Source organism: Pseudoxanthomonas suwonensis J47 (assembly GCF_000513955.1).
Lineage (GTDB): Bacteria > Pseudomonadota > Gammaproteobacteria > Xanthomonadales > Xanthomonadaceae > Pseudoxanthomonas > Pseudoxanthomonas suwonensis_C.
Window position 1 is genome coordinate 39,388 of sequence record NZ_AZUZ01000001.1, and the last position, 25,539, is coordinate 64,926.

Sequence of the window (25,539 nt, forward strand, 5' to 3'; positions counted from 1 at the left end):
GCCGGCATGGAGCGGGTCCAGGCCCAGGCCGACGCAGGCACGTCCGCACGATGGGCGGCGCAGGCCCGCGAGCTGCTGGCCCAGGGCGACGCGCGCCTGCTCAAGCGCTACGGCCGCGACGTCGACATCGACCGGCTGCTGGCGCTGCGCGCGCGGCTGGTCGACGACCTGCTGCGCCGCGCCTGGCACGAATGCATTGCCGCCGACGCGCCGCTGTCGCTGGTGGCGGTCGGCGGCTACGGCCGCGGCGAACTGTTCCCGCGTTCGGACATCGACCTGCTGGTGCTGGCCGAACCGGAGGCGCAGCAGGCGCACCATGTCCAGCTGTGCGCCTTCTTCGCGCTGCTGTGGGATGTCGGCCTGCCGGTCGGCCACGCCGTGCGCTCGCTGGACGAGTGCACGACCGCGGCCGCCGACCAGACGGTGATGACCGCGCTGATCGAGGCGCGCCCGGTGGTCGCCAGCGCGGCGACGATGGCGGCGCTGGCGAAGGCGATCGGGCCGGAGCGGATCTGGCCGCCGCGCGACTTCTTCCTCGCCAAGCGCGAGGAACTGCTCCTGCGCCACCGTCGCCACGGCGACACCTCCGACAACCTCGAGCCGAACATCAAGGACGGTCCGGGCGGCCTGCGCGACCTGCACACGCTGGGCTGGATGGCGCTGCGCGCGTTCGGCGTGAGCGACATCGAGGCGCTGGTGAGCCTGGGCCAGCTCGGTCCGGACGAGGCCGCGGCGCTGGTCCGCGAGCGCCGCTCGCTGGCGCGCCTGCGCTTCGGCCTGCACCTGGTGGCGGGCCGGCCGGAGGAGCGGCTGCGCTTCGACTACCAGAAGGCGCTGGCCGAACGGCTCGGCTACCAGGACGACGAGCACAGCCTCGGCGTCGAGAAGATGATGCAGGGCTTCTACCGCAGCGCGGCGATCATCCGCCGGATCAGCGACCGGTTGCTGCAGCGCTTCGAGGAGACCTTCGACGGCGAGGCCACGCCGGAGCCGGTGAACCCGGACTTCGTCCTGCGCCGCGGTTACCTGGCCGCCGCCGCGCCGTACTGGCCCGAAGGCGACCTGCGCGAGGTGCTGGCGCTGTTCGCCACCTGGGCCGGGCTCGGCGAGGTGCGCGGCCTGCACTCGCAGACCGCGCGCGCGCTGGCCGAATCGCTCAAGCTGCTGCCGCCGTACACCGAGGCCGGCCCGGCCGCGCGCGAGCGTTTCATGGCCCTGCTGCGCGGCCCGCGACCGGTGGAGACGCTGACCCGCATGGCCCGCCTGGGCGTGCTCGGCGAATACCTGCCGGCGTTCGCGCAGGTGTCCGGGCGCATGCAGTTCGACCTGTTCCACACCTACACGGTCGACCAGCACACGCTGATGGTGCTGGCCAACCTGGCCGGCTTCGCCAGCGGCGTGCCCGACGAGCGCTTCTCGATCGCGCACGAAGTCTGGCCGCGCCTGCGCAAGCCGGAGCTGCTGCTGCTGGCCGGCCTGTTCCACGACATCGCCAAGGGCCGCGGCGGCGACCATTCCGAGCTGGGCGCGGTCGACGCGCGCGAGTTCTGCGCCGCGCACGGGCTCAGCGAGGCCGACACCGGCCTGGTGGCCTGGCTGGTGGAGCAGCACCTGCGCATGTCGGTGACCGCGCAGAAACAGGACATCTCCGATCCGGAGGTGGTGCGCCGCTTCGCCATCCTGGTCGGCGACCGCGAACGCCTGGACTACCTGTACCTGCTGACCTGCGCCGACATCGCCGGCACCAGCCCCAAGCTGTGGAACGCGTGGAAGGACCGGTTGCTGGCCGACCTGTACCTGTCGACCCGGCGCGTGCTGCGCGAAGGCCTGGAAGCGCCGGTGGACGCGGAAGCCCGCGTCGCCGAGGCGCGCGAGGCCACCCGCCAGCTGATGCGCGGACAGGGCTACGACGACGCCACCATCGACCGCCAGTTCGCGGAGATGCCGGAGGAAAGCTTCCTGCGCTTCCGCCCCGAGCAGCTGGCCTGGCAGGCCGCGGCGCTGGTCGAGGTGTATGCCGGCGACACCCAGGTGGCGGTGCGCCGGATCGGCAACCACGGCGCCGCACTGGAAGTGTTCGTGCACTCGCCCGACCGTGACGGCCTGTTCGCCGCGATCGTGGCCACGCTCGACCGCCACGGCTACGGCGTGCACCAGGCGCGGATCCTGATGGGCCCGCACGGCGCGGTGTTCGACACCTTCGAGGTGCTGCCCTCCGACAGCTTCGCCAGCGGCGATCCGCGGCAGCTGGAACAGGCCCTGCGCCAGGCCCTGGCCGGCGCCCTGGACCAGGTGCGCGCGCCGCGTCGCGCGGCGCCGCGCCAGCTGCGCCATTTCCGCTTCCCGCCGCAAGTGGAGTTCAACACCACCGCCGACGGCCGCCGCAGCCTGCTGGGCCTGGTCTGCCCTGACCGTCCCGGCCTGCTGGCCGACGTGGCCCAGGCCCTGCGCGCCTGCGGGCTTCGCGTGCACGACGCACGCATCGCCACGTTCGGCGAGCGCGTGGAAGACATCTTCCAGATCACCGACGAACACGACCGGCCGCTGGACGCCGCCACGCAGGAAAGGCTGCGTGGCGAGCTGCGCGCGCGGCTGGATGGCAATACGACGACAGGAGCCCCCGCCTGATGGCTGCACAGCCCCCGAAGAAGACCGCTGCGAAGAAGACCGCGCGCAAGCGCACCCTGCTCCCGGCCAGTACCGGCCCGGGACTGGAGGAGCTGAAGTTCTCGATCGACAGCGCCTTCGCGCGCCGCGCCGCGCTGACCCTGGACGAGATCGAAGGCTCGACCCGCCCGCTGGTCGAGCGCGTGATCGCCGGCCTGGAGAGCGGCGAGTTCCGCGTGGCCGAGCCGGACGGCAAGGGCGGCTGGACGGTCAACGAGTGGCTGAAGAAGGCCGTGCTGCTGTACTTCCGCGTCAACGACATGGTGGTGATGGACGGCCGCCCGGCGCCGTTCTGGGACAAGGTCCCGGCGCGCTTCGGCGACTACGGCGAGGCCGAGTTCCGCCGGCTGGGCGTGCGCGTGGTGCCGGGCACGATCGCCCGCCGCGGCTCGTACCTGGGCAAGGACGTGGTGCTGATGCCGAGTTTCATCAACATCGGCGCGCACGTCGGCGAAGGCACCATGGTCGATACCTGGGCCACGGTCGGTTCCTGCGCGCAGGTCGGCAAGCACTGCCACATCTCCGGCGGCGCCGGCATCGGCGGCGTGCTCGAGCCGCTGCAGGCCAGCCCGACCATCATCGAGGACCACTGCTTCATCGGCGCGCGCTCGGAAGTGGTGGAGGGCGTGGTCGTCGGCCACCACAGCGTGATCGGCATGGGCGTGTTCATCGGGCAGTCCACCCGCATCTACAACCGCGCCACCGGCGAAGTTTCCTACGGGTACGTGCCGCCGGGCAGCGTGGTGGTGTCCGGCTCGCTGCCGGCCGCCGACGGTACGCATTCGCTGTACTGCGCGGTGATCGTCAAGCAGGTCGATGCGAAGACCCGCGCCAAGACCAGCATCAACGAGCTGCTGCGTGGGTGAGGGGACGCGCCTGGCTGCTGCCCTGCCGGCGGCAGCCGCGCTCCCGGACGCGCGGCCACGGATGGCCGCGCCGGGCGACCCGAAGCCCGCCGCCTGACGCCATGGTGGCTGCCAAACCCTGGAAGACTGCGATGACTACGCTTTACGGCCTCAAGAACTGCGACACCTGCAAGAAGGCGACGAAGTGGCTGGACCGCTTCGGCGTGCCGTATACCTTCGTCGACTACCGCGACAGCAAGCCTTCGCCCGAGACCCTGGTGGAGTGGGCCGGCAAGGCCGGCGGCTTCGACGCCCTGGTGAACAAGTCCTCGACCACCTGGCGGCAGCTGCCGGACAACCGCAAGTCGCCGGGCAGCGAGGCGGAGTGGAAGCTGCTGCTGCGCGAGCACCCGCAGCTGGTGCGCCGCCCGGTGGTGGTCAAGGACGACGGCAGCTTCAGCCAGGGCTTTTCCGACAACGGCTTCAAGAAGCTGTTCGGCATCGGCTGAGCCGATCGCGCGACCGCATGCGGTCGTATCCTTCCTGCGCCTGCAAACACGGATTGAGTGCATGAGCGAAGTGCTGGACCTGGCCTGCGAACTGATCGCGCGTCCCTCGGTGACCCCGGACGACGCCGGCTGCCAGGCGCTGCTGGCCGACCGCCTGCAGCGTGCCGGCTTCGCCTGCGAATCCCTGCGCTACGGCGAGGTCGACAACCTGTGGGCCACGCACGGCGAAGGCGGTCCGGTGCTGGTGCTGCTGGGACATACCGACGTGGTGCCTCCGGGCCCGCGCGAAGCCTGGACCAGCGATCCGTTCGTGCCGGAGATCCGCGACGGCGTGCTGTACGGCCGTGGCGCCGCCGACATGAAGGGCAGCGTCGCCGCCTTCGTGGTCGCCGCCGAACGCTTCGTCGCCGCGCATCCGGAGCATCCGGGCACGCTGGCGCTGCTGCTGACCTCGGACGAGGAGGGTGATGCGATCGACGGCGTGCGCCGCGTCGCCGAAACCTTCCGCCAGCGCGGCCAGCGCATCGACTGGTGCATCACCGGCGAGCCGTCGTCCACCGCGAAGCTGGGCGATCTGCTGCGCGTCGGCCGGCGCGGCAGCCTGTCGGGCACGCTCACGGTGAAGGGCGTGCAGGGCCACGTCGCCTATCCGCACAAGGCGCGCAACCCGATCCACCAGGCCGCGCCAGCCCTGGCCGAGCTCACCGCGCGGGTCTGGGACGAAGGCTACGAGAGCTTCCCCCCGACCAGCCTGCAGGTCAGCAACATCCACGCCGGCACCGGCGCCAGCAACGTCATCCCCGGCGAGCTGCGGGTGCTGTTCAACCTGCGCTACAACCCGCACTGGGACGCGCCGCGGCTGGAGGCGGAAATCGCTGCGCTGCTGGACCGCCATGGCCTCGACTACACGCTGCGCTGGCACCGCAGCGGCGAACCGTTCTATACCCCGGAAGGCCCGCTGCGCAGCGCAGCGCGCGAGGTGCTGGCGCAGTTCGCCGGCGCGCCGCCGGAGGAAAGCACCGGCGGCGGCACCTCGGACGCACGTTTCATTGCGCCGCTGGGCGCGCAGTGCATCGAGGTCGGGCCGGTGAACGCGTCCATCCACCAGGTCGACGAGCACGTGTCCGTGGCCGACCTGGAAGCGCTGCCTGGCCTGTACCTGCGCCTGCTCGAACGCCTGCTGCTGCCGCCGGCGCGCTGAGCTCAGTTCGGGCCGCTGCGTTCGGGCGGCCGCGCGCGGCGGTCGAAGATCAGCGCGCTCAGCGCGATGGTGATGCCCAGGCCCGCACCGACCAGGAACAGCAGCACCGCCAGTACCGGGTAGCCGAACAGGGTGGCCTTGGTCTCGATCCGCATCAGCATCGCCGAGGACAGCAGCAGCGCCGCGGTCACCACCGAGGCGGCGATGCGGTTGGCGATCTTCTGCAGGTTCTCCATGATCCTGGAGTGGTCAAGGCCATCGAGGCGGACCTGCATCCTGTTCTCCGCCAGCAGCGACAGCGTGTCGGAGATCTTGCGCGGCGCGTCGCGCAGCAGCGCCTGCACCTCCAGCGCCTCGCTGGCCATGTTGGCGGTGGAGAACGAGCGCCGCAGCTGCTTGCGCATGATCGACTGCAGGTGGGCCTCGACCATCCGCCGCACGTCCATGTCCGGATCCAGCGCATCGGCCACCCGCTCCAGGTTGAGCAGGGTCTTGCCGAGCAGGCTGATCTCCGGCGGCACGCGCAGGCCGCGCTCGGCCGAACAGGCGACCAGGTCCAGCAACAGCCGGCCCTCGGAGGTGCGCCGGCCGCCGGTGGCGTAGCGCGCCACCAGCTGCCCGGTGTCGCGGACGAAGGCGGCGTCGTCGAACTGTTCCAGGCGGGTGCCGATCGCCACCAGCTCGCGTGCCACGTCCTCGCCGCGCGCGTCGACCGCGGCGAACAGCAGCTTGAGCAGGCGCTCGCGCATGCGCGGCGCGACCTGGGCGACCATGCCCAGGTCGATCAGGGCCAGGCGGCCGTCGCGGCACAGCAGCACGTTGCCCGGGTGCGGGTCGGCGTGGATGTCGCCGTTGACGAACACCTGGTCCAGGTAGGCGCGCATCAGCTCGGAGGCCGGCGTACGCAGGTCCAGCTCGGTGCGCTGCAGGCCGGTGACCGAGGTGACCTTCTCGCCATGGACCAGTTCCATGGTCAGCACCTTGCAGGTGCTCAGGCCCCAGACCGGCGCCGGTACGTACAGGTGCGGGTACTCGGACAGGTGTTCGCGGAAGCGTTCGAGGTTCTCGGCTTCGCGGCGGTAGTCCAGCTCCAGCAGCAGGATCTTGCGGAACTCGGCGATCCAGTCGGCGAAGCGCAGGCGGCGTCCGGCCTGGGTGAGGGCGTCGGCGGTGCCGGCCAGGCCGGCCAGCACTTCCAGGTCCAGGCGGATGGCCGCGTCCATGCCCGGTCGCTGCACCTTGACCGCGACCTCGCGGCCGTCGCGCAAGGTGGCGCGGTGGACCTGCGCCAGCGAGGCGGCGGCCAGCGGCACCGGGTCGAAGCTGGCGAAGATGCGGCTGATCCTGGCGCCCAGTTCGTCCTCGATGATCTTCTCGATCACCGCGGTGTCCACTGGCGCGACTTCGTCCTGGATCCGGTCCAGGGCATCGATGTAGGCCGCCGGCACCAGGTCGGGACGGGTCGACAGCGACTGGCCGAGCTTGATGAAGGCCGGGCCCAGCGCCTCCAGGTCGGCAGCGAAGGCCTTGGCTTCGGCGACTTCGGACACGTGGGCGATGGTCGGCTCCGTCGCCGGCGCCGTACTCCAGTCCATCCCGGAGAGGATGCGGCGGTGGCGCGCGAGGCGGGTGACGACCTGCGTGGTGCGGGCAAGGCGTTGGGTGGTATCGGGCAAGGTGGCCTCCGGTGACGGCGGATGCATCACTGGGGCCTGAAGTATTCGGCCGGTGGCGTGAGCGGGGTGTCAGTTGCCGCAGCAACCGTTGCGCGGCCCCGGGAGGCCGGTTAACGTCGGCTCCATGCACTTCCGCGACCGCGCCAATCCGGGCAATTCCAACCGCAATAACAATGCGGCGAATAACCGTGCGCGACCGATGCGGGAGCGCAGCCTGGCCTAGAACGAACCGGCCCCGGCTACCAGAGAACCCGCATCCGGCCGATGCGGGTTTTTTTGTGCCCCGGGAAAGGGCGACCGCTGGCCTCGATGCAGGAAGGATTCCGTAACACCACCAGACCTCCCAGGAGTTTCCCATGTGTTCGATCTTCGGCATCTTCGGCCTGCAGGCAGGCGATGACCTCCAGGCCCTGCGGCGGCAGGCGCTGGACCTGTCCCAGCGGCAGCGCCACCGCGGCCCGGACTGGAGCGGCGTGTACCTGGACGAGGGCGCGATCCTCGTCCACGAGCGCCTGGCCATCGTCGACCCGGCCGGCGGATCGCAGCCGCTGCTGTCGGACGATGGCCAGCTGGCCCTGGCGGTCAACGGCGAGATCTACAACCACAAGCGGCTCAAGGGCGAACTGGAGCAGGCTTACGCGTTCCAGACCGAGTCCGACTGCGAGGTGATCAACGCGCTGTACCGCGAGGACGAACCGGCCTCGTTCCTCAACCGGCTCAACGGCATCTTCGCCTTCGCCCTTTGGGACAAGGCGAAGGCCCGCGCGATCATCGCCCGCGACCCGATCGGCGTGGTGCCGCTGTACTGGGGCCACGACCGCGCCGGCCGCCTGCGCGTGGCTTCGGAGATGAAGGCGCTGGTCGACGACTGCGCCGACGTGGCGCAGTTCCCGCCGGGCCACTGGTACGACACCGCCACCGGCGAGCTGGTGAAATACTACGAGCGGCCCTGGCGCGACTACGCGGCGGTGGAAGGCGTGGCGGTGTCGCCGCAGGACCTGCGCGAAGCCTTCGAGGCGGCCGTGCACCGCCAGCTGATGACCGACGTGCCCTACGGCGTGCTGTTGTCCGGCGGCCTGGATTCGTCGCTGGTGGCGGCGGTGGCCGCGCGCTATGCGCGGCATCGCATCGAGGACGGCGACCGCACCGAGGCCTGGTGGCCACGCCTGCATTCGTTCGCGATCGGCCTCAAGGGTTCGCCTGACCTGGCGGCGGCGAAGATCGCCGCCGAGGCGCTGGGCACGGTGCACCACGGTTTCGCGTACACCTTCGAGGAAGGCCTGGATGCGCTGCCGGAGGTGATCCGCCACATCGAGACCTACGACGTCACCACCATCCGCGCGTCGACGCCGATGTTCCTGCTGGCGCGGCGGATCAAGGCGATGGGGGTGAAGATGGTGCTGTCGGGCGAAGGCAGCGACGAGGTGTTCGGCGGCTACCTCTACTTCCACAAGGCGCCGGACGCGCGGGAGTTCCACGAGGAGCTGGTGCGCAAGCTTGACGCGCTCAACAACTACGACTGCCTGCGCGCGAACAAGTCGATGATGGCCTGGGGCGTGGAGCCGCGCGTGCCGTTCCTGGACCGCGAATTCCTCGACGTGGCCATGCGCATGGACGCGGCGCACAAGATGGTGCGCAAGGGCGACGCGGGTCCGCAGCGGATGGAGAAGGGGGTGCTGCGCCAGGCCTTCGACGGCTACCTGCCGCCGGAAATCCTGTGGCGGCAGAAGGAGCAGTTCAGCGATGGCGTGGGCTACGGCTGGATCGACGGACTGAAGGCGCACGCGGAGGCGCAGGTCAGCGACCGCGAGCTGGCGGCGGCGGACAAGCGTTTCCCGGTGAACCCGCCGCAGACCAAGGAGGCGTACTTCTACCGTTCGATCTTCGAGCGCTTCTACCCGACGCCGGCGGCGGCGGAGACGGTGCCGGGCGGCAAGTCGATCGCCTGCTCCTCGCCGGCGGCGATCGCCTGGGACGCCAGCTTCGCGAAGATGGCCGACCCCTCGGGTCGTGCCGTTGCTGGCGTGCACGAGCAGGCGCTGGGCGTATGAATCCTTTCCCCTCTCCCCCTGGGAGAGGGGCAGGGGTGAGGGTCGGGAAGCTGGCGACGTTGAAACTTCTGCTCTCTCCTTGACCCGCTCCGTGTCCCCGGGCCCGCGCCGGTGCAACGGAAGTTGTCCCGGCGGCCCATGGCCTTATCCGGACTACGGGCTGTCGGTGAGTTGTGCCGCTGCCTCTTAATGGGGAGCAAAGCAACATCAACAGCGTGGGATCGCCGGCTTCGGATGGAGCCGCGGCAGCNCGGGGGTATGGCGCATCGCGCGGTTCCGCCGTCCATGGCTCCAACGCGCGAGCGCAGGCCATCCATGGCCTGCTTGCGCCATACCCCCGCGCTACCGCGTCTTTCGGCGCTTCCAGGTCGTGGCTTCGCTCTTGCTCCCCTCTCCCTCCGGGAGAGGGGCCGGGGGTGAGGGTCGGGTGGCCAGCAGCGCCGGAACGCCTACCCTCTCGTCACCTCCCGCTCCGCGCCCCGGCCCGCCATGGGACGCGCGCGTTCGCCGGCCTGCGCGCCAGTGGCGCGCGACCATGCCGCCTCACCCAGTGGAAGAGGGACTCAGAGCGCGTAGCCCGTATAAGCGAAGCGCATCCGGGAATCGGAAAGCGCCAAGAAGAAAACCCGGATGCGGCCTGCGGTCTTGTCCGGGTTACGCGAACGCCCCATCGCGCCGCGAATCGAAGCAACAACCGGGACGCCACCCGAGGACGCCGTACCCCGGGTATCCGGGGCAAGTGGCACATGGATGTGCCACGGCCGCGAATAAGGACATGGATGTCCTTCTGAGCGGTGACCCGGATACCCGGGGTGCGGCGGCCCCGTCCGAAGCCCGCTTTGCTTTGATCCGTCAACCCGGGACGGCGTTGCGTCAGCCGCGGGCGGGATCAGGCGCTTGCAGGTATCGCGATTGGGCGGCGTTGGATTGAAGTGGCAGATAGATCGCCCCGGATGCGGCCTGCGGCCTTATCCGGCGGCACGCTCGGCTCAGCCGCAGTCGATCGCGGTGATGACGTTGCTGCGGTCGATATGGATGTTGAGGCGGTCGCGGCGGAAGTCGCGGGTGACGGCCTGGCCGGGGGCGATCGGGCGGACCAGGCCGGCGCTGCTTTCGCGCCAGACGCGTGCCAGGACCTCCTCGTTCTCGTTGGCCGGCTGGCCGACCGCCCAGGCCACGGCGTCGGCCTGGCAGGCGCCCGCCGCCGCACCCGCGCGCCCGGCGGCGCCCGGATCGGGCTGGAGCGAGGTGCAGGCAGCGAGCAGGCCCGTCGCCAGCAGCATGGGCAGGGCAAGGTGGATGCGCATGGCTGGATCCTCGTTGGGGCTGCGGGGATTGTGCCGCAGCCGGAGCGGATGGCGTATCCGCGAGTCAGCGCTTCGCCGCGGGCGTGAGCACCAGGGTGTGTTGCGCGGGGCCGGGCAGGAACGGCGTCGGCCGTCCATGCACCCAGTCGTCGTGGCCGGCGCCCCAGAACGGCGAGAGTGGATGGCCGCTCTGCCCGCCGGGCATGTGCACGATGCCTTCGGCTTCGTGTCCGGGCGCCACGATCATGCGCTCGGATGCGCCGAACGCCGGGCCCTGCACGCGCGGCATGGCGCCGTCGCCCGGCAGCGGTTCGGCCGGCATGCACAGGCGGCGGGCAAGCAGGCCGGGCAGGGCGCCGGACAGCGGATGGCAGATCCGCGCGGTGTTGCGCTCGCCCCAGGGGCGCTGGTCGAGCGGTCCTTTCGCGGCGAGGTCGTCGCGGACTTCGCGCGCAGCGTCTTCCAGCAGCGCGTTCCAGCGGTCGTAGCGGCGCGGCAGCAGGTGCGCCGGACGTTCCTGCAGGAGCGGCCACACCACGCCTTCGAGTTGCGGGAAGTCGGGCATCGCGAAGTCCTCGCCCAGCGCGGCGCGGGCCGGCGCGGTCAGGCCGCTGGCGATGCGTGCATGCACGGCCAGGCGCCAGGCGCGCACGAGCCGGTAGCTGGTCGAGTCGACCGTGGCACGGCCTTCCCAGTGCGACGAGGCGGCGGATAGCGCGTGCAACGCCGAACCGGAATCGGCGCGCGCGCCCTCGTCGCGCAGCAGCTGCCACCAGCGCTCCAGGAACACGGCGCGGTCGTCGAGCTGGATGTCCAGCAGGGCGCGTTCGTCGAAGCGTTCGCCGGCGAGCAGGGCGTCGCGGATCTGCCGGGCGCGGGCGCCGAGCGCGTAGCCGCCGTCGCCGGCGATCGCCAGCGCGTCGCCGTCGAGCACGCGGGCGTTGGCGGTCCAGACGCGGTCTACCTCCGGCGAAACCAGGCGCGGGGCGCCATCGGCACGGATCGTCCACGCACAGTCCGGCGCCGGGGCGATCTCGCCCACCGCGGGAGCGGGCAGCTCCGATGCATCGCCGTCGCCTCCAGTCGCACAGGCGGTGCGCAGCGGGCGCATGCCGGTGAGCTGCCAGCCGATGCGTCCCTGTGCATCGGCGACGACGAGGTTCTGCGCGGGAATGCCGGCACGGCTGGCCACGTCCAGTGCCTGGTCGAGGTCCGCGGCCCGCGCCATGTCGGCGAACCCGATGCCGACCGCACCCGGCTGGTGCGCGACCCAGCGCAGCGCCAGCCGGCGGCCATCGGGCAGCTCGTGCACGACCGGACCCCAGGCCGTCTCGCGCACGCGCAGGACGACCGGATCGCCGCCCTTCACCTGCAGCGTTTCCTCGACCACCTGCTCGTCATCCGCGTCCGGCGATGCCGCCGGATACAGCGCCCAGTCGGCCGCGTCGATGTAGCTGTTGGTGAAGCCCCAGGCGACATGCCCGTTGCTGCCCACGATCACCGCCGGCAGGCCGGGCAGGCTGAAGCCGGATACGTCGACCTGGCCACCCGGCGCCTGCGGATCGGGCCAGCGCAGGCGTACGCGGAACCAGATGTTGGGCGCGCGCAGGCCCAGGTGCATGTCGTCGGCGACGATGGCGCGGCCGTCGGCGGTCAGCGTGCCGGCCACCGCCCAGTTGTTGCTGCCGGGCGTGCCCTTGTCGGCCAGTCGCGGAGTGCCTTCTTCTTCGGGCACGGGCAGGGTACGCAGGTCGACTTCGTCCGGGCCGGGCAGCACCGCGTTGCCGCGCGCGGCCCCCTGCAGCGGCGCGTCCCATTCGCTGCCGTCGTGGACGAGCAGGACGAACAGTGTCGGTGGCAGGTGCTGGCGCAGCTGCCACAGGCCCAGTTCGCGCGCGTTGCGCGAGTCCTGCAGGTCGAAGTACATCGCGTAGCCGGCCAGCGCCGAATCGGCGACCTCCCAGCGCCGCGGCTGCTCGCGCAGCAGCAGGTAGGGCCAGGGGCGCGTGCGCAGGCCGTCGAGACCGGCGTTGACGCCATCGGTGTAGGCCTGCAGCTGCGCGGCGCGGTCGCCGATGAAGGCGTCGAGGTTCCGGATCACGCGCGCGCGGATGCGGTGCAGGCGGCGTTCGCGGTCCGTGTCCAGGGCGATCGGGCCGAACAGTCCGGCCAGTTCGCCGGCGGCGCTGCGCCGCATCAGGTCCATCTCGAAGTAGCGTTCCTGGGCGTGCACATAGCCCAGCGCCCGCATCGCATCGGCCTCGTTCACCGCCTCGATGGTGACCACGCCCAGCGCGTCGCGCTGCACGCTCACCGGCGCGGACAGGCCGGCCAGGGGCAGGTCGTCGCCGTCGAGGGCGGGCAGGCTGCCGCGCAGCAGCCACCAGGCCAGCAGGGCGAGGACCAGGACCAGCAACAGCAGCAACGCGAACAGGCGTCGGATCCAGCGGAGCATGCGTTCCCCTTGCGATGCGTGGCCGGCGGCCCGCTGCGACCGATTATTCCACGCCGGCCGGGCCGGCCAATTGCGACTGATTCCGATTGAAACACCGCGGCCGGGCTTGCGGCAGACTGCGTCCCGCAACCCCCACGCGTACGGAGCCGCCGCCATGAAGGGCCACCCCGAAGTCATCGACTGCCTCAAGGAACTGCTGCGGGGTGAACTGGCCGCGCGCGACCAGTATTTCCTGCACTCGCGCCGCTACGAGGACCTGGGGCTGAAGGCGCTGTACGAGCGCATCGACCATGAGATGCAGGAAGAGACCGGGCACGCCGACGCGATCCTGCGCCGGATCCTGTTCCTGGAGGGCGAGCCGGACATGCGTCCGCACCCGTTCACCCCGGGCGGCACCGTGGTCGAGATGCTCGAGGCCGACCTGAAGGTCGAGTACGAGGTCCGCGCCAACCTGGCCGCGGCGATGAAGCTGTGCGAGGACATGCAGGACTACGTCAGCCGCGACATGCTCCTGGCCCAGCTGAAGGACACCGAGGAAGACCACGCCTGGTGGCTGGAGCAGCAGCTGCACCTGATCCGCATGATCGGCCTGGAGAACTACCAGCTGTCCAAGCTCGACGGCGACGGTGCGCCGGCCCACGGCTGACGCGCCTGGGCGTCGCGGTCAGCGGCGCAGCAGGCGGTAGACCGCGGTGGACAGTGCGGTCACGCCCTCAGCGCGGAATCCCGGCTCGCTGGCCAGGATGTCGCGCCGCTCCAGCAGCTCCACGTCCCAGTGCGCGGCGAACAGGCCGCGGACTTCGTCCTCAGGGACGGAGAACGGCGGTCCGTCCTTCTCCGCCTGCGGATATTCGAGCGTGATCAGCAGGCCGCGGCAGCCGCGCGGCAGGCGGCCGTACACCTCGCCGGCGTAGCGCCGGCGCATGTCCGGCGGCAGTGCGATCAGCGCGGCGCGGTCGTAGACGCCGCGCATCGAAGCCAGCGTGGCAGCCGAGAGGGCGAACACGTCGCCGAGCACCAGGTCGATCCGGCCGCTGCGGTGGTGCACGCCGTCCGCGTCCTGTTCCCGCTGCGGCACCACGCCGGCTTCGGCGAAGAACGCCTCCACGGCCAGCGGGGAGAGTTCCGCGCCCAGCACCGGATGGCCGAGCGCGGCCAGCCAGTGCATGTCCAGGGTCTTGCCGGCCAGCGGCACGAATACGGCGGCGTCCGCGGGCAGTTCCAGCGTCGGCCAGTACCGCTCCAGCAGCGGCATCACCGCGTCGCGATGGAAGCCGATGCGGCCCTCCTGCCAGCGTTGCAGCCAGAAACCGGGTTCCATCGCGTCCTCCATTCATGGCGCGCGCCCCTGCACGACCGGCTTGCGACGGCGCCAGTCGCGCCGCCGCGCGCTGTGCAGTGGGTCGCGACGGCTTATTCCACGTCCAGTGCGTCGACCTTCTGCCGCGCCCCTGCACGACCGGCTTGCGACGGCGCCGGGCGCGCCGCCGCGCGCTGCGGCAGTGGGTTGCGACGGCTTATTCCACGTCCAGTGCGTCGACCTTCTGCCATCCCCGCGGCAACAACCCGCCCCGCGTCGCCCGCGCCCCCAGGTACTCCTCCAGGTCCTTGAACGACAGCGACATGGTGCGCTGGCCGCTGCGTACCTGCAGGGTCTGGCCGGGCGACACCGCGGCGATCGCGACCACGCGCTCGGTGGCGAGCTTGGCCTTGGGAATGTCGATCAGCTTGTTGCCCTTGCCCTTGTCCAGCTCGGGCAGCTCGGCGGCCGGGATCGCCAGCAGGTGGCCGGCGCTGGTGACGGCGACGATGCGGTCGGTCTCCGGGTTGGCCAGCGCCGCCGGCTGCAGCACGCACGCGTTCGGGGTCAGGTTGAGCATGGCCTTGCCAGCCTTGTTGCGGCCGGTGAGATTCTCGAAGCGGGTGACGAAGCCGTAGCCGTGCGACGACGCCAGCACGAAGCGGCTGTCGTTGTCGCCGCTGGCCAGCGCCTGGAACGAGGCGCCTGCGGCCGGCGAGAAGCGGCCGGTCAGCGGTTCGCCGTTGCCGCGCGCCGAGGGCAGGGTGTGCACCGCGGTCGAGTAGCTGCGGCCCTGCGAATCGAGGAAGGCCACCTGCTGGGTGCTGCGGCTGCGCACCGCCGCCAGCAGGCGGTCGCCCTCGCGGTAGGACAGGCCGGCGGCGTCGATGTCGTGGCCCTTGGCGGCGCGGATCCAGCCCTTTTCCGACAGCACCACGGTCATCGGCTCGCTGGGCACCAGCTCGGTCTCGTCGATGGCGTGGGCGGCGTCGCGCTGGACCAGCGGCGACATGCGCGCGTCGCCGAACTTCTTCGCGTCGGCCAGCAGCTCGTCCTTGACCAGCTTCTTCAGCCTGGCCTTGCTGCCGAGGGTGGCGATGATCCGCTCCAGCTCCTTGGCCAGCTCGTCCTGCTCGCCGCGGATCTTCATTTCCTCCAGGCGGGCCAGCTGGCGCAGTTTGGTCTCGAGGATGTAGTCGGCCTGCTCGTCGGTCAGGCCGAAGCGGGCGATCAGCGCCGGCTTCGGCTCGTCCTCGGTGCGGATGATGCGGATCACCTCGTCGAGGTTGAGGAAGGCCACCAGCAGGCCTTCCAGCAGATGCAGGCGACGCTCGACCTTTTCCTGGCGGTGCTTGAGGCGCCGCGCGACGGTATCGGTACGGAAGGTCAGCCACTCATCCAGCAGGGTGCGCAGGTTCTTGACCGCCGGCTTGCCGTCCAGGCCGATGACATTGAGGTTGACCCGGTAGCTCTTTTCCAGGTCGGTGGTGGCGAACAGGTGGCCCATCAGCTGCTCGGCGTCGACGCGGTTGGAGCGCGGCACCAGCACCACCCGCACCGGGTTGGCGTGGTCGGACTCGTCGCGGATGTCCTCCAGCCACGGCAGCTTCTTGGCGCGCATCTGCGCGGCGATCTGCTCGATCACCTTGGACGGCGAGACCTGGTAGGGCAGGGCGGTGACGACGAAGTTGCCGTTCTCCTTCTGCCAGGTGGCGCGGGCACGGACCGAGCCGGTACCCTGCTCGTACATCGCCCGCAGTTCCCCGGGGGCGGTGATGATCTCGGCGGTGGTCGGGTAGTCCGGGCCGCGCACGTGCTCGCACAGGTCGGCGACGGTGGCGTCGGGGTCATCGAGCAGGCGCACGCAGGCGCTGACGATCTCGTTGAGGTTGTGCGGCGGCACGTCGGTGGCCATGCCCACGGCAATGCCGGTGGTGCCGTTGAGCAGCAGGTGCGGCAGGCGCGCCGGCATCCAGCTCGGCTCCTGCAGGGTGCCGTCGAAGTTCGGCACCCAGTCCACCGTGCCCTGGCCCAGCTCGCCCAGCAGGACCTCGGCGATCGGGGTCAGCTTGGACTCGGTGTAGCGCATGGCCGCGAACGACTTCGGGTCGTCGCTGGAGCCGAAGTTGCCCTGGCCCTCGATCAGCGGGTAGCGGTAGGAAAACGGCTGGGCCATCAGTACCAGCGCCTCGTAGCAGGCCGAGTCGCCGTGCGGATGGTATTTGCCGATCACGTCGCCGACGGTGCGCGCCGACTTCTTCGGCTTGGCCGCGGCGTTGAGCCCCAGCTCGCTCATCGAATAGATGATGCGCCGCTGCACCGGCTTGAGCCCGTCGCCCAGGAACGGCAGGGCGCGGTCCAGCACCACGTACATCGAATAGTCCAGATAGGCGCGTTCGGCGTACTCGCGCAGCGGGATCTGTTCGAAGCCGTGGAACGTGGGGCGGATGGTTTCGGTCATGGGGGCGGCGACAGCCTGATGTTGCGGAAGCCTGCGATTCTACCCGCGTGCCGCGCCCCGGCGGCGCCGTTCAGCCCGGCAGCGACGGCAGCAGCGGGCCGCCGAGCCACAGCGCCCGCGCCATCCACGCCGTGGCCAGGGCGATGGCCGTGGTCAGCGGCACGCCCACCCGCAGGAAGTCGCCGAAGGTGTAGCGGCCGGGGTTGAGGATCAGCAGGTTGCCGTGGTGCCCGATCGGGGTCAGGAACGAGGCGACCGCGCCCATGGCGGTGCAGACCACGAACGGCGTCGGCGGCAGCCCCAGCGACTCGGCCACCGCCAGCGCGATCGGCGCCAGCAGCACCGTGGTGGCCGCGTCGGAGAGGATCTGGGTCAGCAGGGCGGCGGTGCCGAACATCACCAGCAGCAGCACGAACACCGGCCACTGTGCGGCGTGGGCCATCAGCAGGTCGGCCACGGCCTGCGCGGTGCCGGTCTGCTCCATGGCGATGCCCAGCGGGATCACGCCGGCGATCATCACGAAGATGCGCACGTCGATCCCGGCATAGGCCTGTTCGATCGCCACGCAACGGCCGACCACCATGGCCACGGCACCGGCCAGGAAGGCGGTCTGCGGCGCAAGCAGGCCGGTGGCCGCCGCGACCACCGTGGCCACCATGATCGCCACCGCCAGCGGCGCACGACGCCGGGTCTGGCGCCGGCCCTGGAACGGCATCAGCATCATGAAGCCGCGGTGCGAGGCCAGCGACTGGACGTCCGCCTGCCGGCCCCACAGCACCAGCAGGTCGCCTTCCTCCAGGCGCATCTCCGACAGCTCGCCGTGCAGCCAGCCCTCGCGGCGCCACAGCCCGACCACGACCACGCCCAGCGTGCGCAGGAAGTCGATGTCGGCGACGCTGCGGCCGATGAACTCCGAGTGCGGCGCGACCACTGCCTGGACCAGCTGCTCCTCGCCGAGCAGTTCGGCCTGGCGGTCCTCGCGAGGGGTGTCGCCGTACTTGGCCACCGCATGCAGGGCCAGCCCGGGTTCGTCGCGGATCGAGGCGATCTCGTCCGGCGGCGCCCGCACCAGCAGCACGTCGCCGGCGGCCAGCGGGCTGTCGCCGGCCTGGCGGCGCCGACGCACGCCATGGCGCAGCCAGTCCACCACCTGCAGGCGCTCGGCGAAGGCCTGTTCGAACTCTCCGCGGGTGCGGCCGATCCACGGTGAGCCGTCCTCCACCAGCAGCTCGGTGTAATAGCGTTCCAGGCGCAGCGGATCCACCGCCTGGGCCTCGCCCTCGCGTCGCGGCAGCAGCCAGCGGCCCAGCAGCATGTAGGTGGTGCCCAGCAGCACCAGTACCGCGCCGATCGGGGTGATGTCGAAGATGTCGAGGCCTTCGGCCCCGCCGCGCTTGAGCAGGTCGCTGGCCAGCAGGAAGGCCGGCGCGCTGAACAGCGTCAGGGTGGTGCCCAGCGAGGCGGCCAGCGACATCGGCATCAGCAGGCGCGAGACCGGCAGCTTCCGCTCGCGCGCCAGGCGCATGAGGATCGGCAGCATCATCGCGGTGACCATGACGTGGTGCGAGAACGCCGCCAGCGCGGCGGTCGCGGGCATGACCACGGCGATCGTGCGCCATTCGCTGCCGCCGGCGGCGCGGCCTATCCCGGCGCCGATGCGGTCGGTGATGCCGGTGGCCGACAGCCCGGCCGAAAGCACGAAGACCGAGGCGACGATGATCGCCGGCTCGCTGGAGAACCCGGCGAGCAGCTGCCGCGCGTCGAGGATGCCGGTGAGGCCCAGCGCCAGCAGGGCCAGCATCGCCACCAGGTCCACGCGCATGCGCCCGCTGACGAACAGCGCCAGGGCGCCGCCGAGGATCAGCAGGAAGACGATCTGTTGTGGGTCCATGCCTATGCATCCCCTGCGCTGACCCGGATCGTGCCAGAGCGGCGCCGGGGGCCTGGTGATGCCCACGTCCGCGGGCCCTGATACGAAAAAACCTCGCCGGGGCGAGGTTCATCGGTGGCCGTGAGGCCGCTGCGCCGTTGGTGCCCAGGAGAGGACTCGAACCTCCACGGTTTTACCCGCTAGTACCTGAAACTAGTGCGTCTACCAATTCCGCCACCTGGGCAGGTGAGCCGCGCATTCTGCGTGCGTGCCCGGGCGTTGTCAACGTTTCGTGTACGGCTGGCACCGGAAGTCCCCACGGGCGGTACAGCAGGCTGGGTGTAGGATCGCGCCATGAACAAGACTGGAAGTCGCGGCGGCAGCCGCAAGGGAGCCGGTGGCGCCGGCGCAGGGAAGGGTGCAGGAAGCAGCGCGGGAGGCAAGGGCGGCGGCAAGCGCCAGGCCGGCAAGTTGCCCCCATGGATGCCGGAGCCCGCACCGGCAGTGCGCCAGGCCAGGCCCGGCAGGGGCGCGACGTCCGCCGCGCCGGCGCGAACGCCGAGCCGGCAAGCCGCGGGCCCCGCGGTCGCCGATCCATTCGCCGCCCGCGAGGCGCAGCGCTACGACAATCCCATCGCCAGCCGCGAGGCCATCCTCGCCACCCTGGAAGCGGCCGACGGCCCGCAGACCGCCGAAGAGCTGGCACGCATCCTCGGCCTCACCGACCCGGACCGCTTCGACGCGCTGGGCAAGCGCCTGGGTGCGATGGTCCGCGACGGCCAGCTGGTGCAGAACCGCCGCGGCGGCTTCGCCCCGGTCGAGCACACCAACCTGATTCCCGGCGTGGTCATCGCCAACCCCGAAGGCTTCGGCTTCCTGCGTCCCGATGCCGGCGGCGGCGACGACCTGTTCCTGCCGCCCTATGAAATGCGCAAGGTCATGCACGGCGACCGCGCGCTGGCCAACGTCACCGGCATCGACCGACGTGGCCGCCGCGAGGGCAGCATCGCCCGCGTCCTCGAGCGCGGCGTGCACCGCCTGATCGGTCGCTTCGGCACCGAGGCGGGCATCAGCTTCGTGGTTCCCGACGACCGCCGCATGCAGCGCAACGTGCAGGTTCCGCCGGACGCCACCGGCGGCGCGCGCGAAGGCCAGCTGGTGGTGTGCGAGCTGGTGCAGCCGCCGGATACCCGGCGCCCGCCGATCGGCAAGGTGGTGGCGGTGCTGGGCGACAGCCTGACCCCGTCGCTGGTGGTCGAGACCGCGATCCACGGCCACAACCTGCCGCACGAGTTCCCGCCGGAGGTGCTGGACGAGGCCACCGCGGTGCCGCTGGTGGTGGAACCGTCGATGATCGGCGACCGCGTCGACCTGCGCGCCATGCCGCTGGTCACCATCGACGGCGAGGACGCCAAGGACTTCGACGACGCGGTCTACTGCGAACCCAACCGCCAGGGCTTCCGCCTGGTAGTGGCGATCGCCGACGTTTCCCATTACGTGCGTCCCGGCACGCCGCTGGACGACGAGGCGCAGAAGCGCGCCACCTCGGTGTACTTCCCCGGCTTCGTCGTGCCGATGCTGCCGGAGACCCTGTCCAACGGCATCTGCTCGCTGATGCCCAAGGTCGACCGCATGTGCTTCGTCTGCGACATGCAGGTGGACCACGAGGGCGAGGTCGTCCGCTCGAAGTTCTACGAGGCGGTGATGAATTCGCACGCGCGCTTGACCTACACCCAGGTGTGGAAGGCGGTGGGCGAGGACGACGAGGAGGCCAAGGCCCAGATCGGCGGCCTGCTGCCGCAGGTGCAGCGCCTGCACCAGCTCTACCAGGTGCTGGCCAAGGCGCGCGCGCGCCGCGGCGCGATCGAGTTCGAGAGCAGCGAGGTCCGCTTCGTCCTCGACAACCGCGGCGAGGTCACCCAGGCCGGCATGCTGGTGCGCAACGACGCGCACAAGCTGATCGAGGAATGCATGATCGCGGCCAACGTCGAGGCGGCCCGCTTCCTGCTGAAGACCCAGATCCCGGCGCCGTTCCGCATCCACGAGAAGCCGCCGGAGTCCAAGTACGCCGACCTGCTGGAATTCCTCAAGGAGTTCAAGCTGAGCATGCCGGCGTGGAGCAAGGTGGAGCCGGGCGACTTCACCCGCCTGCTGAAGAAGGTGCGCGACCGCGCCGACGCGACCCTGCTCGAATCGGTGCTGCTGCGCAGCCAGAGCCTGGCGATCTATTCGCCCGACAACGCCGGCCACTTCGGCCTGGCGCTGGAGGCCTACGCCCACTTCACCTCGCCGATCCGCCGCTACCCGGACCTGCTGGTGCACCGCGCGATCAAGCACGGGCTGGCGCGGAAGAAGGCCGAGAGCTACCAGTACACGGCGCGCGACATGGCCGCCCTGGCCCTGCAGTGCTCCGAGCGCGAGCGCCGCGCCGACGAGGCCGAGCGCGAGGTCGACGAACGCTACCGCGCGGCGTGGATGGAGCAGCACGTCGGCGGCCAGTTCGACGGCGTGATCAGCGGCGTGACCAGCTTTGGCCTGTTCGTCGAACTGGACCAGTCCAAGGTCAACGGCCTGGTCCACGTCACCCAGCTGCCGCACGACTACTACCACTTCGACCCGATGCGGAAGATGCTCACCGGCGAGCGCCGCGGCATGGAATTCAGGCTCGGCGACCGGGTGCGCATCGTCGTGCTCAAGGCGAGCATGGAGGACCGCAAGATCGACTTCCGCCTGGTCGAAGCGCCCGACGCCGACACCGGCCTGCCGCCGCTGCCGCCGCGCGGGCAGCCGGCGCGCCGCAAGAAGCAGAAGTACTGAGATGGGTACGCAGCCACCGACCTGTACAGGAGGCTGCCAGTGTGGCGCGGTGCGCTTCCGCGTCACCGGCAAGCTGTGGGACGCCTTGATCTGCCACTGCCGGATGTGCCAGAAGGCGTTCGGAGCCTATTACGCGCCGCTGGTCTCCACCCGCGGGCTGCAACTGGAGTGGACCCGCGGCGAGCCGAAGCGCTTCCAGTCCTCCAACCTGGTGCGGCGCGGCTTCTGCGCCGACTGCGGTACTCCGCTGACCTACGAGGCGCCGGACGGCATCGCCCTGGCCGCCGGCGCGTTCGACGAGCCGGCGCTCGTGCCACCGTCGATCCAGTACGGGGTGGAGGCGAGGCTGCCGTTCATGGACACGCTGCCCGGCCTGCCGGCGCGGCGCACCGAGGAGGACGAGGCCGCGGCGGAGTTCCTGGCCCGGATCGTCTCCCGGCAGCACCCGGACCACGACACCGCCGACTGGCCGCCACCCCCGGCGGCGTGAAGGCGGCCCGCTGGGCGGCCCCCGGGGGTGCGATAATGCGCGCTTCCTTACGGCGGTCGGCAGCATGAGCAGCAAGCAGAACCAGTGGGTCGTGGGCGTCAACGCGGTCGCTTCGGCCGTGGAACACGACGCCGAGCACGTGCGCGAGGTGCTGGTCGACTCCGGCGCGCGCAACCCCCGCCTGGTCGAGATCGAGGAGCAGGCGCGGCGCCGCGGCATCGAGGTGCGCAAGGTCGCCACCCAGGCCCTCGACGGCATCGGCGGCAACGTCCGCCACCAGGGCGTGGCCGCGCGCTATGCCGCGGCGAAGACCTGGGACGAGCACGAGCTGGCCGGGCTGGTCGAGGCCGCCGAGGGCCGCGCGCTGCTGCTGGTGCTGGATGGCGTGCAGGACCCGCACAACCTCGGCGCCTGCCTGCGCAGCGCCGCGGCCGCCGGCGCCACCGCCGTGGTCATTCCCAAGGACAAGTCCGCGCCGGTCAACGCCACCGTGCGCAAGACCTCGGCCGGTGCCGCCGACCGCCTGCCGGTGGTCTCGGTGACCAACCTCTCGCGGACCCTGCGCGACCTGCAGAAGCTGGGCGTGTGGATCTACGGCCTGGCCGGCGAGGTCGACAGCCCGCTGTATTCGCTGGACCTCAAAGGCAACGTCGCCCTGGTCCTGGGCGGCGAGGCCGAAGGCCTGCGCCGGCTCACCCGCGAGAACTGCGACGCACTGGTGCGCATCCCCATGCCGGGCGACATCGAGAGCCTCAACGTCTCGGTGGCAGCCGGCATCTGCCTGTTCGAGGCCGTCCGACAGCGCAGCTGAGCGGACTAGCACGCACAGGGGGAGCGTGGGGATGGGGGGACTGGAACCGGCGGCGCGGCGGAGGCGGTGGCGATGGCCACGCGCCATCGCTTGCGTGCTGGCCGTGCTCCTGGCGGTGGCGCCCGCGGCTTTCGCCGCCTCTTCGTCCATCGACGCAGCCGGTGTCGTGGCACAGGTGCCGGCGCTGCGCGACTACGCCATCGATGCGTGGAGCACGCGCAACGGCCTGCCGCACAACTCGGTGCGCGACCTGGCGCAGACCCCGGACGGCTACCTGTGGATGGCGACCTGGGAAGGCGTGGCGCGCTACAACGGCGTGGGCTTCGCCCTGTTCGACCGCGGCAGCGAACCGGGCCTGCGCGACAACGGCGTCGGCGCGCTGTACGTCGATCCGGCCGGGCGGCTGTGGCTGAGCGATTCGCGCGGCAACGTCGGCCGGCTTGAACGCGACGGCCGCTGGCACTTCCTCGAGCGCACCCCCGAGTGGCCGCAGGCGCTGGTCCACGACATGGCGATGGACGGGCAGGGCCGGCTGTGGCTGCTGTTCGAAGGCCACGGCCTGGGCTGCGTGCAGCCCGACGACAGCTTCGCCTACTTCCCGCCGCCGGACGGCGTGCCGCTGCGCGCCAGCTTCCCGCGCATGGCGATCGACGCGGAAGGCAGGCTCTGGATCGGCACCCTCGACGGGCTGCTGGTGCGCAACGAGCACGGCGCCTGGCAGCGCTTCGGTTCCAGCGCCGGCGTGCCGCCTGGACTGGCCTGGCCCTATCTCGCCCCGGACGGGCAGTTGTGGGTGGTGGCCGAGGAGCGGGTGCTGCGCTTCGTCGACGGTCGCGTCGCCGAGGTGCGGCCCCTGCCTGGCGCCGGCCACATCACCGCGATGCTGGCCGACAGTACCGGCGCGCTGTGGGTCGGCACAGAGAACCAGGGCCTGGCCCGCCTCGGTCCGCATGGCACCGAATGGCTGCGTCCGGGCGAAGTGCTGCCGCGCGGCCGCGTCAGCACCCTGCTGGAGGACGCCGAGGGCAGTATCTGGGTCGGCGCCAACGGCGGCCTGTTCCGCCTGCGCGAGACATTGTTCACCGGGTACACCGGTCGCGACGGCCTGGCCAGCGACTACGTGCGCGCGGTGCTCGAGGACCGCGACGGCGTGCTGTGGGTCGGCACCGGCGGCGGCCTCGACCGGCAGGGCCGCGACGGGCGCTTTCGCCACGTGCCGCTGCCGGGCGGCGGTACCGACCAGCCATCGGTGCTGAGCCTGGCCGAGGACCACGGCGGCGACCTGTGGGTGGGCAGTTACGCCGACGGCGTCTACCGGCTGCGCGGCGGCCGCCTGCTGCGCCACTACGGGGCCGGCGACGGCGTGCCCAGCGGCCACGTCCGCGCGATCGCGGTCACCGCCGACGGCACGGTCTGGGTCAGCAGCCGCCGCGGGGTGATGCGCATCGACGATGCCGGCGTGCACGCGCCGCCGCCGCTGCCGGGCATGCCGCAGGGACTGGTCACGGCGCTGGCCGGGATCGGCGAAGACCTGTGGATCGGTTCGGTGGAAGGCGCCAGCGTGCTGCGCGGCGACCGGGTGGAGCGCATCGACCTGGACGCGGCCGGCGGCGGCGCGCGCACGGTGTTCGGTTTCCGCGAAGTGGATGGGGCGGTGTGGATCTCCACCGACCGCGGCCTGTACCGCTATCGCGACGGCCAGGTCGCACGGGTCGGCTTCGAGCAGGGCCTGCCGGTCGACGCGGTGTTCCAGCTGGTGCCGGACCGCCATGGCGAAGCCTGGATCAGCAGCAACCGCGGCGTGATCCGGGTGGCGATGGCGGAACTGCAGGCGGTCGCGGACGGCCGGCGCCGGACGCTGGAACGCGTGCGCCGGCACACCGAGAGCGATGGCCTGCCGAACGCGCAGGGCAACGGCAGCTCTTCGCCGCCGGCGATTCTGCGCGGCGACGGCACGATGTGGGTGGCCACCGCCGGTGGCGTGGCCATGGCCGATCCGGCACGGCTGCCGCGCTACCTCGACCGGCCGTCGCCGCCGGTGGTGATCGAGTCGGTGAGGCACGACGGCCAGGCGCTGGACTGGACCGCGGCGCAGGCGCTGCACGGCGGCGGCCGCATCAGCATCACCTACGCCGGCCTGAGCTACCTGTTCCCGGAGCGCATCAGGTACCGCACGCGGCTGCTCGGCCTCGACGACGGCTGGATCCAGCGCGGCGACCAGCGCAGCGTGGAGTTCGTCGGCCTGCCGCCCGGCGAGTACACGCTGGAAGTCGCCGCCGCGCATCCGGACGGGGAGTGGACCGCGCAGCCGGCGCGGTGGACTTTCAGCGTGCGTCCGCTGTGGTGGCAGCGCACCGACCTGCGCGTGCTGGCCACGCTGCTGGTGCTGTTGGGCCTGTTCGCGCTGTACCGCCGGCGCATGAGCCGGTTCGAGCGGCGCAACCTGCAGCTGGAGGCGCTGGTCGCCGAGCGCACCGCCGACCTGCAGGCGCAGGCCGAGCGGCTGGTAGCGGTGGACCACGAGCGCACCGAACTGCTCGAGCGCCTGCGCCAGCAGGCCGAGGCCTACAGCCGCCAGGCGCGCGAGGACGCGCTCACCGGCCTGCCCAACCGCCGCCACTTCGACGAGGTGCTGGCCCGCGACCTGGCCCTGGTCCGCCGCGGCGGGCACGCGCTGTGCCTGGCGCTGCTGGACCTGGATCACTTCAAGCGGATCAACGACAACTGGTCGCATGCCGTCGGCGATGCGGTGCTGCGCGAGACCGCGCAGCTGCTGGAGGCCGAGAGCCGCGCTTCGGACCTGGTCGCCCGGCTCGGCGGCGAGGAGTTCGCCCTGGTGCTGCCGGATACCACGCTGGAGGAAGCGCTGGTGGTGTGCACCCGCATCCAGGCCAGCTTCCGCGAGCGCGCCAGCTGGGCCGGGGTGAAGGGACTGCAGGTGACCTTCAGCGCGGGCCTGACCCAGTGCGAGCCGGGCGATACGCCGGCCACGCTGTTCGAGCGCACCGACGCCGCGCTCTACCAGGCCAAGAACTCCGGTCGCGACCGCCTGCGCGTGGGCTGATCCCGCCGTCGCGGC

Annotated in this window: 16 protein-coding genes and 1 tRNA gene; 10 read left to right on the forward strand and 7 right to left on the reverse strand. The window is 71.3% G+C overall.

All coding sequences use genetic code 11. The features are described 5' to 3' along the window. The first annotated feature begins 6 nt into the window (after positions 1–6). The 4 genes from glnD to dapE all read left to right on the forward strand — a co-directional run bounded on the left by glnD (position 7) and on the right by dapE (position 5,222). Positions 7–2,628 (forward strand): [protein-PII] uridylyltransferase, encoded by a 2,622-nt coding sequence (glnD, locus tag M503_RS0100165; RefSeq protein WP_028920468.1) that lies wholly within the window; start codon positions 7–9, stop codon positions 2,626–2,628. Continuing rightward, positions 2,628–3,533 carry a 2,3,4,5-tetrahydropyridine-2,6-dicarboxylate N-succinyltransferase gene (gene dapD, locus M503_RS0100170; protein WP_028920469.1) on the forward strand — a complete coding sequence of 302 codons (906 nt, stop codon included), beginning with the start codon at positions 2,628–2,630 and terminating at the stop codon, positions 3,531–3,533. Before glnD ends, dapD begins: the two co-directional genes overlap by 1 nt. A gap of 131 nt (positions 3,534–3,664) precedes the next feature. Continuing rightward, positions 3,665–4,021 (forward strand): arsenate reductase, encoded by a 357-nt coding sequence (locus M503_RS0100175; RefSeq protein WP_028916259.1) that lies wholly within the window; start codon positions 3,665–3,667, stop codon positions 4,019–4,021. A 61-nt stretch (positions 4,022–4,082) separates the two neighbouring features. After that, positions 4,083–5,222 (forward strand): succinyl-diaminopimelate desuccinylase, encoded by a 1,140-nt coding sequence (dapE, locus tag M503_RS0100180; protein ID WP_028920470.1) that lies wholly within the window; start codon positions 4,083–4,085, stop codon positions 5,220–5,222. Between the two features lie 2 nt (positions 5,223–5,224). Here the strand turns inward: dapE and M503_RS0100185 are convergent, their stop codons facing one another. Further along, a complete protein-coding gene (locus M503_RS0100185; protein WP_051412410.1) occupies positions 5,225–6,925 on the reverse strand; it encodes an AarF/UbiB family protein in 1,701 nt (566 codons plus the stop codon). A gap of 329 nt (positions 6,926–7,254) precedes the next feature. On the opposite strand from M503_RS0100185, the gene asnB reads away from it, so the two are divergent. Further along, complete coding sequence (gene asnB, locus M503_RS0100190; RefSeq protein ID WP_028920471.1) at positions 7,255–8,949, forward strand: asparagine synthase B; 1,695 nt, start codon at positions 7,255–7,257, stop codon at positions 8,947–8,949. A gap of 989 nt (positions 8,950–9,938) precedes the next feature. Here the strand turns inward: asnB and M503_RS0100195 are convergent. After that, positions 9,939–10,256: an I78 family peptidase inhibitor gene (locus M503_RS0100195; RefSeq protein ID WP_231472278.1), complete on the reverse strand. Its 318-nt coding sequence runs from the start codon at positions 10,254–10,256 to the stop codon at positions 9,939–9,941. A 64-nt stretch (positions 10,257–10,320) separates the two neighbouring features. Continuing rightward, positions 10,321–12,711: a penicillin acylase family protein gene (locus tag M503_RS0100200; RefSeq protein WP_028918485.1), complete on the reverse strand. Its 2,391-nt coding sequence runs from the start codon at positions 12,709–12,711 to the stop codon at positions 10,321–10,323. Between the two features lie 154 nt (positions 12,712–12,865). Here M503_RS0100200 and bfr point away from each other — a divergent pair, with 154 nt between their 5' ends. Next, positions 12,866–13,357 (forward strand): bacterioferritin, encoded by a 492-nt coding sequence (gene bfr / locus M503_RS0100205; protein ID WP_028918486.1) that lies wholly within the window; start codon positions 12,866–12,868, stop codon positions 13,355–13,357. Between the two features lie 18 nt (positions 13,358–13,375). Here bfr and M503_RS0100210 read toward each other — a convergent pair whose 3' ends face one another. The 4 genes from M503_RS0100210 to M503_RS0100225 form a co-directional block, all read right to left on the reverse strand. Continuing rightward, on the reverse strand, positions 13,376–14,032 hold the full coding sequence (locus M503_RS0100210) for a thiopurine S-methyltransferase (protein ID WP_028918487.1): 657 nt from the start codon (positions 14,030–14,032) through the stop codon (positions 13,376–13,378). A gap of 196 nt (positions 14,033–14,228) precedes the next feature. Further along, entirely contained in the window at positions 14,229–16,472 is a 2,244-nt protein-coding gene (parC, locus tag M503_RS0100215) for a DNA topoisomerase IV subunit A (protein ID WP_028918488.1), read from the reverse strand. A gap of 70 nt (positions 16,473–16,542) precedes the next feature. Then, a complete protein-coding gene (locus tag M503_RS0100220; protein ID WP_028918489.1) occupies positions 16,543–18,363 on the reverse strand; it encodes an SLC13 family permease in 1,821 nt (606 codons plus the stop codon). Between the two features lie 138 nt (positions 18,364–18,501). Further along, positions 18,502–18,586: transfer RNA gene (locus M503_RS0100225), tRNA-Leu, on the reverse strand. A gap of 239 nt (positions 18,587–18,825) precedes the next feature. On the opposite strand from M503_RS0100225, the gene rnr reads away from it, so the two are divergent. The 4 genes from rnr (at position 18,826) to M503_RS0100245 (ending at position 25,524) form a co-directional block, all read left to right on the forward strand. Then, a complete protein-coding gene (rnr, locus tag M503_RS0100230) occupies positions 18,826–21,159 on the forward strand; it encodes a ribonuclease R (RefSeq protein ID WP_428992205.1) in 2,334 nt (777 codons plus the stop codon). Position 21,160: 1 nt separating this feature from the next. Continuing rightward, complete coding sequence (locus tag M503_RS0100235) at positions 21,161–21,649, forward strand: GFA family protein (RefSeq protein ID WP_028918491.1); 489 nt, start codon at positions 21,161–21,163, stop codon at positions 21,647–21,649. A 64-nt stretch (positions 21,650–21,713) separates the two neighbouring features. Next, the gene (gene rlmB, locus M503_RS0100240; RefSeq protein ID WP_028918492.1) at positions 21,714–22,460 is read left to right on the forward strand and encodes a 23S rRNA (guanosine(2251)-2'-O)-methyltransferase RlmB; all 747 of its coding nucleotides are present in this window, start codon (positions 21,714–21,716) and stop codon (positions 22,458–22,460) included. Positions 22,461–22,491: 31 nt separating this feature from the next. Continuing rightward, positions 22,492–25,524: a ligand-binding sensor domain-containing diguanylate cyclase gene (locus tag M503_RS0100245; protein WP_028918493.1), complete on the forward strand. Its 3,033-nt coding sequence runs from the start codon at positions 22,492–22,494 to the stop codon at positions 25,522–25,524. Positions 25,525–25,539: the final 15 nt, after the last annotated feature.

What these genes read in the sequence shown, in the direction of transcription:
- glnD (WP_028920468.1), top strand. Translation starts at nt 7, where the DNA reads ATGGAGCGGGTCCAGGCCCAGGCCGACGCAGGCACGTCCGCACGATGG.
- dapD (WP_028920469.1), top strand. Translation starts at nt 2,628, where the DNA reads ATGGCTGCACAGCCCCCGAAGAAGACCGCTGCGAAGAAGACCGCGCGC.
- M503_RS0100175 (WP_028916259.1), top strand. Translation starts at nt 3,665, where the DNA reads ATGACTACGCTTTACGGCCTCAAGAACTGCGACACCTGCAAGAAGGCG.
- dapE (WP_028920470.1), top strand. Translation starts at nt 4,083, where the DNA reads ATGAGCGAAGTGCTGGACCTGGCCTGCGAACTGATCGCGCGTCCCTCG.
- M503_RS0100185 (WP_051412410.1), bottom strand. Translation starts at nt 6,925, where the DNA reads ATGCATCCGCCGTCACCGGAGGCCACCTTGCCCGATACCACCCAACGC.
- asnB (WP_028920471.1), top strand. Translation starts at nt 7,255, where the DNA reads ATGTGTTCGATCTTCGGCATCTTCGGCCTGCAGGCAGGCGATGACCTC.
- M503_RS0100195 (WP_231472278.1), bottom strand. Translation starts at nt 10,256, where the DNA reads ATGCGCATCCACCTTGCCCTGCCCATGCTGCTGGCGACGGGCCTGCTC.
- M503_RS0100200 (WP_028918485.1), bottom strand. Translation starts at nt 12,711, where the DNA reads ATGCTCCGCTGGATCCGACGCCTGTTCGCGTTGCTGCTGTTGCTGGTC.
- bfr (WP_028918486.1), top strand. Translation starts at nt 12,866, where the DNA reads ATGAAGGGCCACCCCGAAGTCATCGACTGCCTCAAGGAACTGCTGCGG.
- M503_RS0100210 (WP_028918487.1), bottom strand. Translation starts at nt 14,032, where the DNA reads ATGGAACCCGGTTTCTGGCTGCAACGCTGGCAGGAGGGCCGCATCGGC.
- parC (WP_028918488.1), bottom strand. Translation starts at nt 16,472, where the DNA reads ATGACCGAAACCATCCGCCCCACGTTCCACGGCTTCGAACAGATCCCG.
- M503_RS0100220 (WP_028918489.1), bottom strand. Translation starts at nt 18,363, where the DNA reads ATGGACCCACAACAGATCGTCTTCCTGCTGATCCTCGGCGGCGCCCTG.
- rnr (WP_428992205.1), top strand. Translation starts at nt 18,826, where the DNA reads ATGCCGGAGCCCGCACCGGCAGTGCGCCAGGCCAGGCCCGGCAGGGGC.
- M503_RS0100235 (WP_028918491.1), top strand. Translation starts at nt 21,161, where the DNA reads ATGGGTACGCAGCCACCGACCTGTACAGGAGGCTGCCAGTGTGGCGCG.
- rlmB (WP_028918492.1), top strand. Translation starts at nt 21,714, where the DNA reads ATGAGCAGCAAGCAGAACCAGTGGGTCGTGGGCGTCAACGCGGTCGCT.
- M503_RS0100245 (WP_028918493.1), top strand. Translation starts at nt 22,492, where the DNA reads ATGGGGGGACTGGAACCGGCGGCGCGGCGGAGGCGGTGGCGATGGCCA.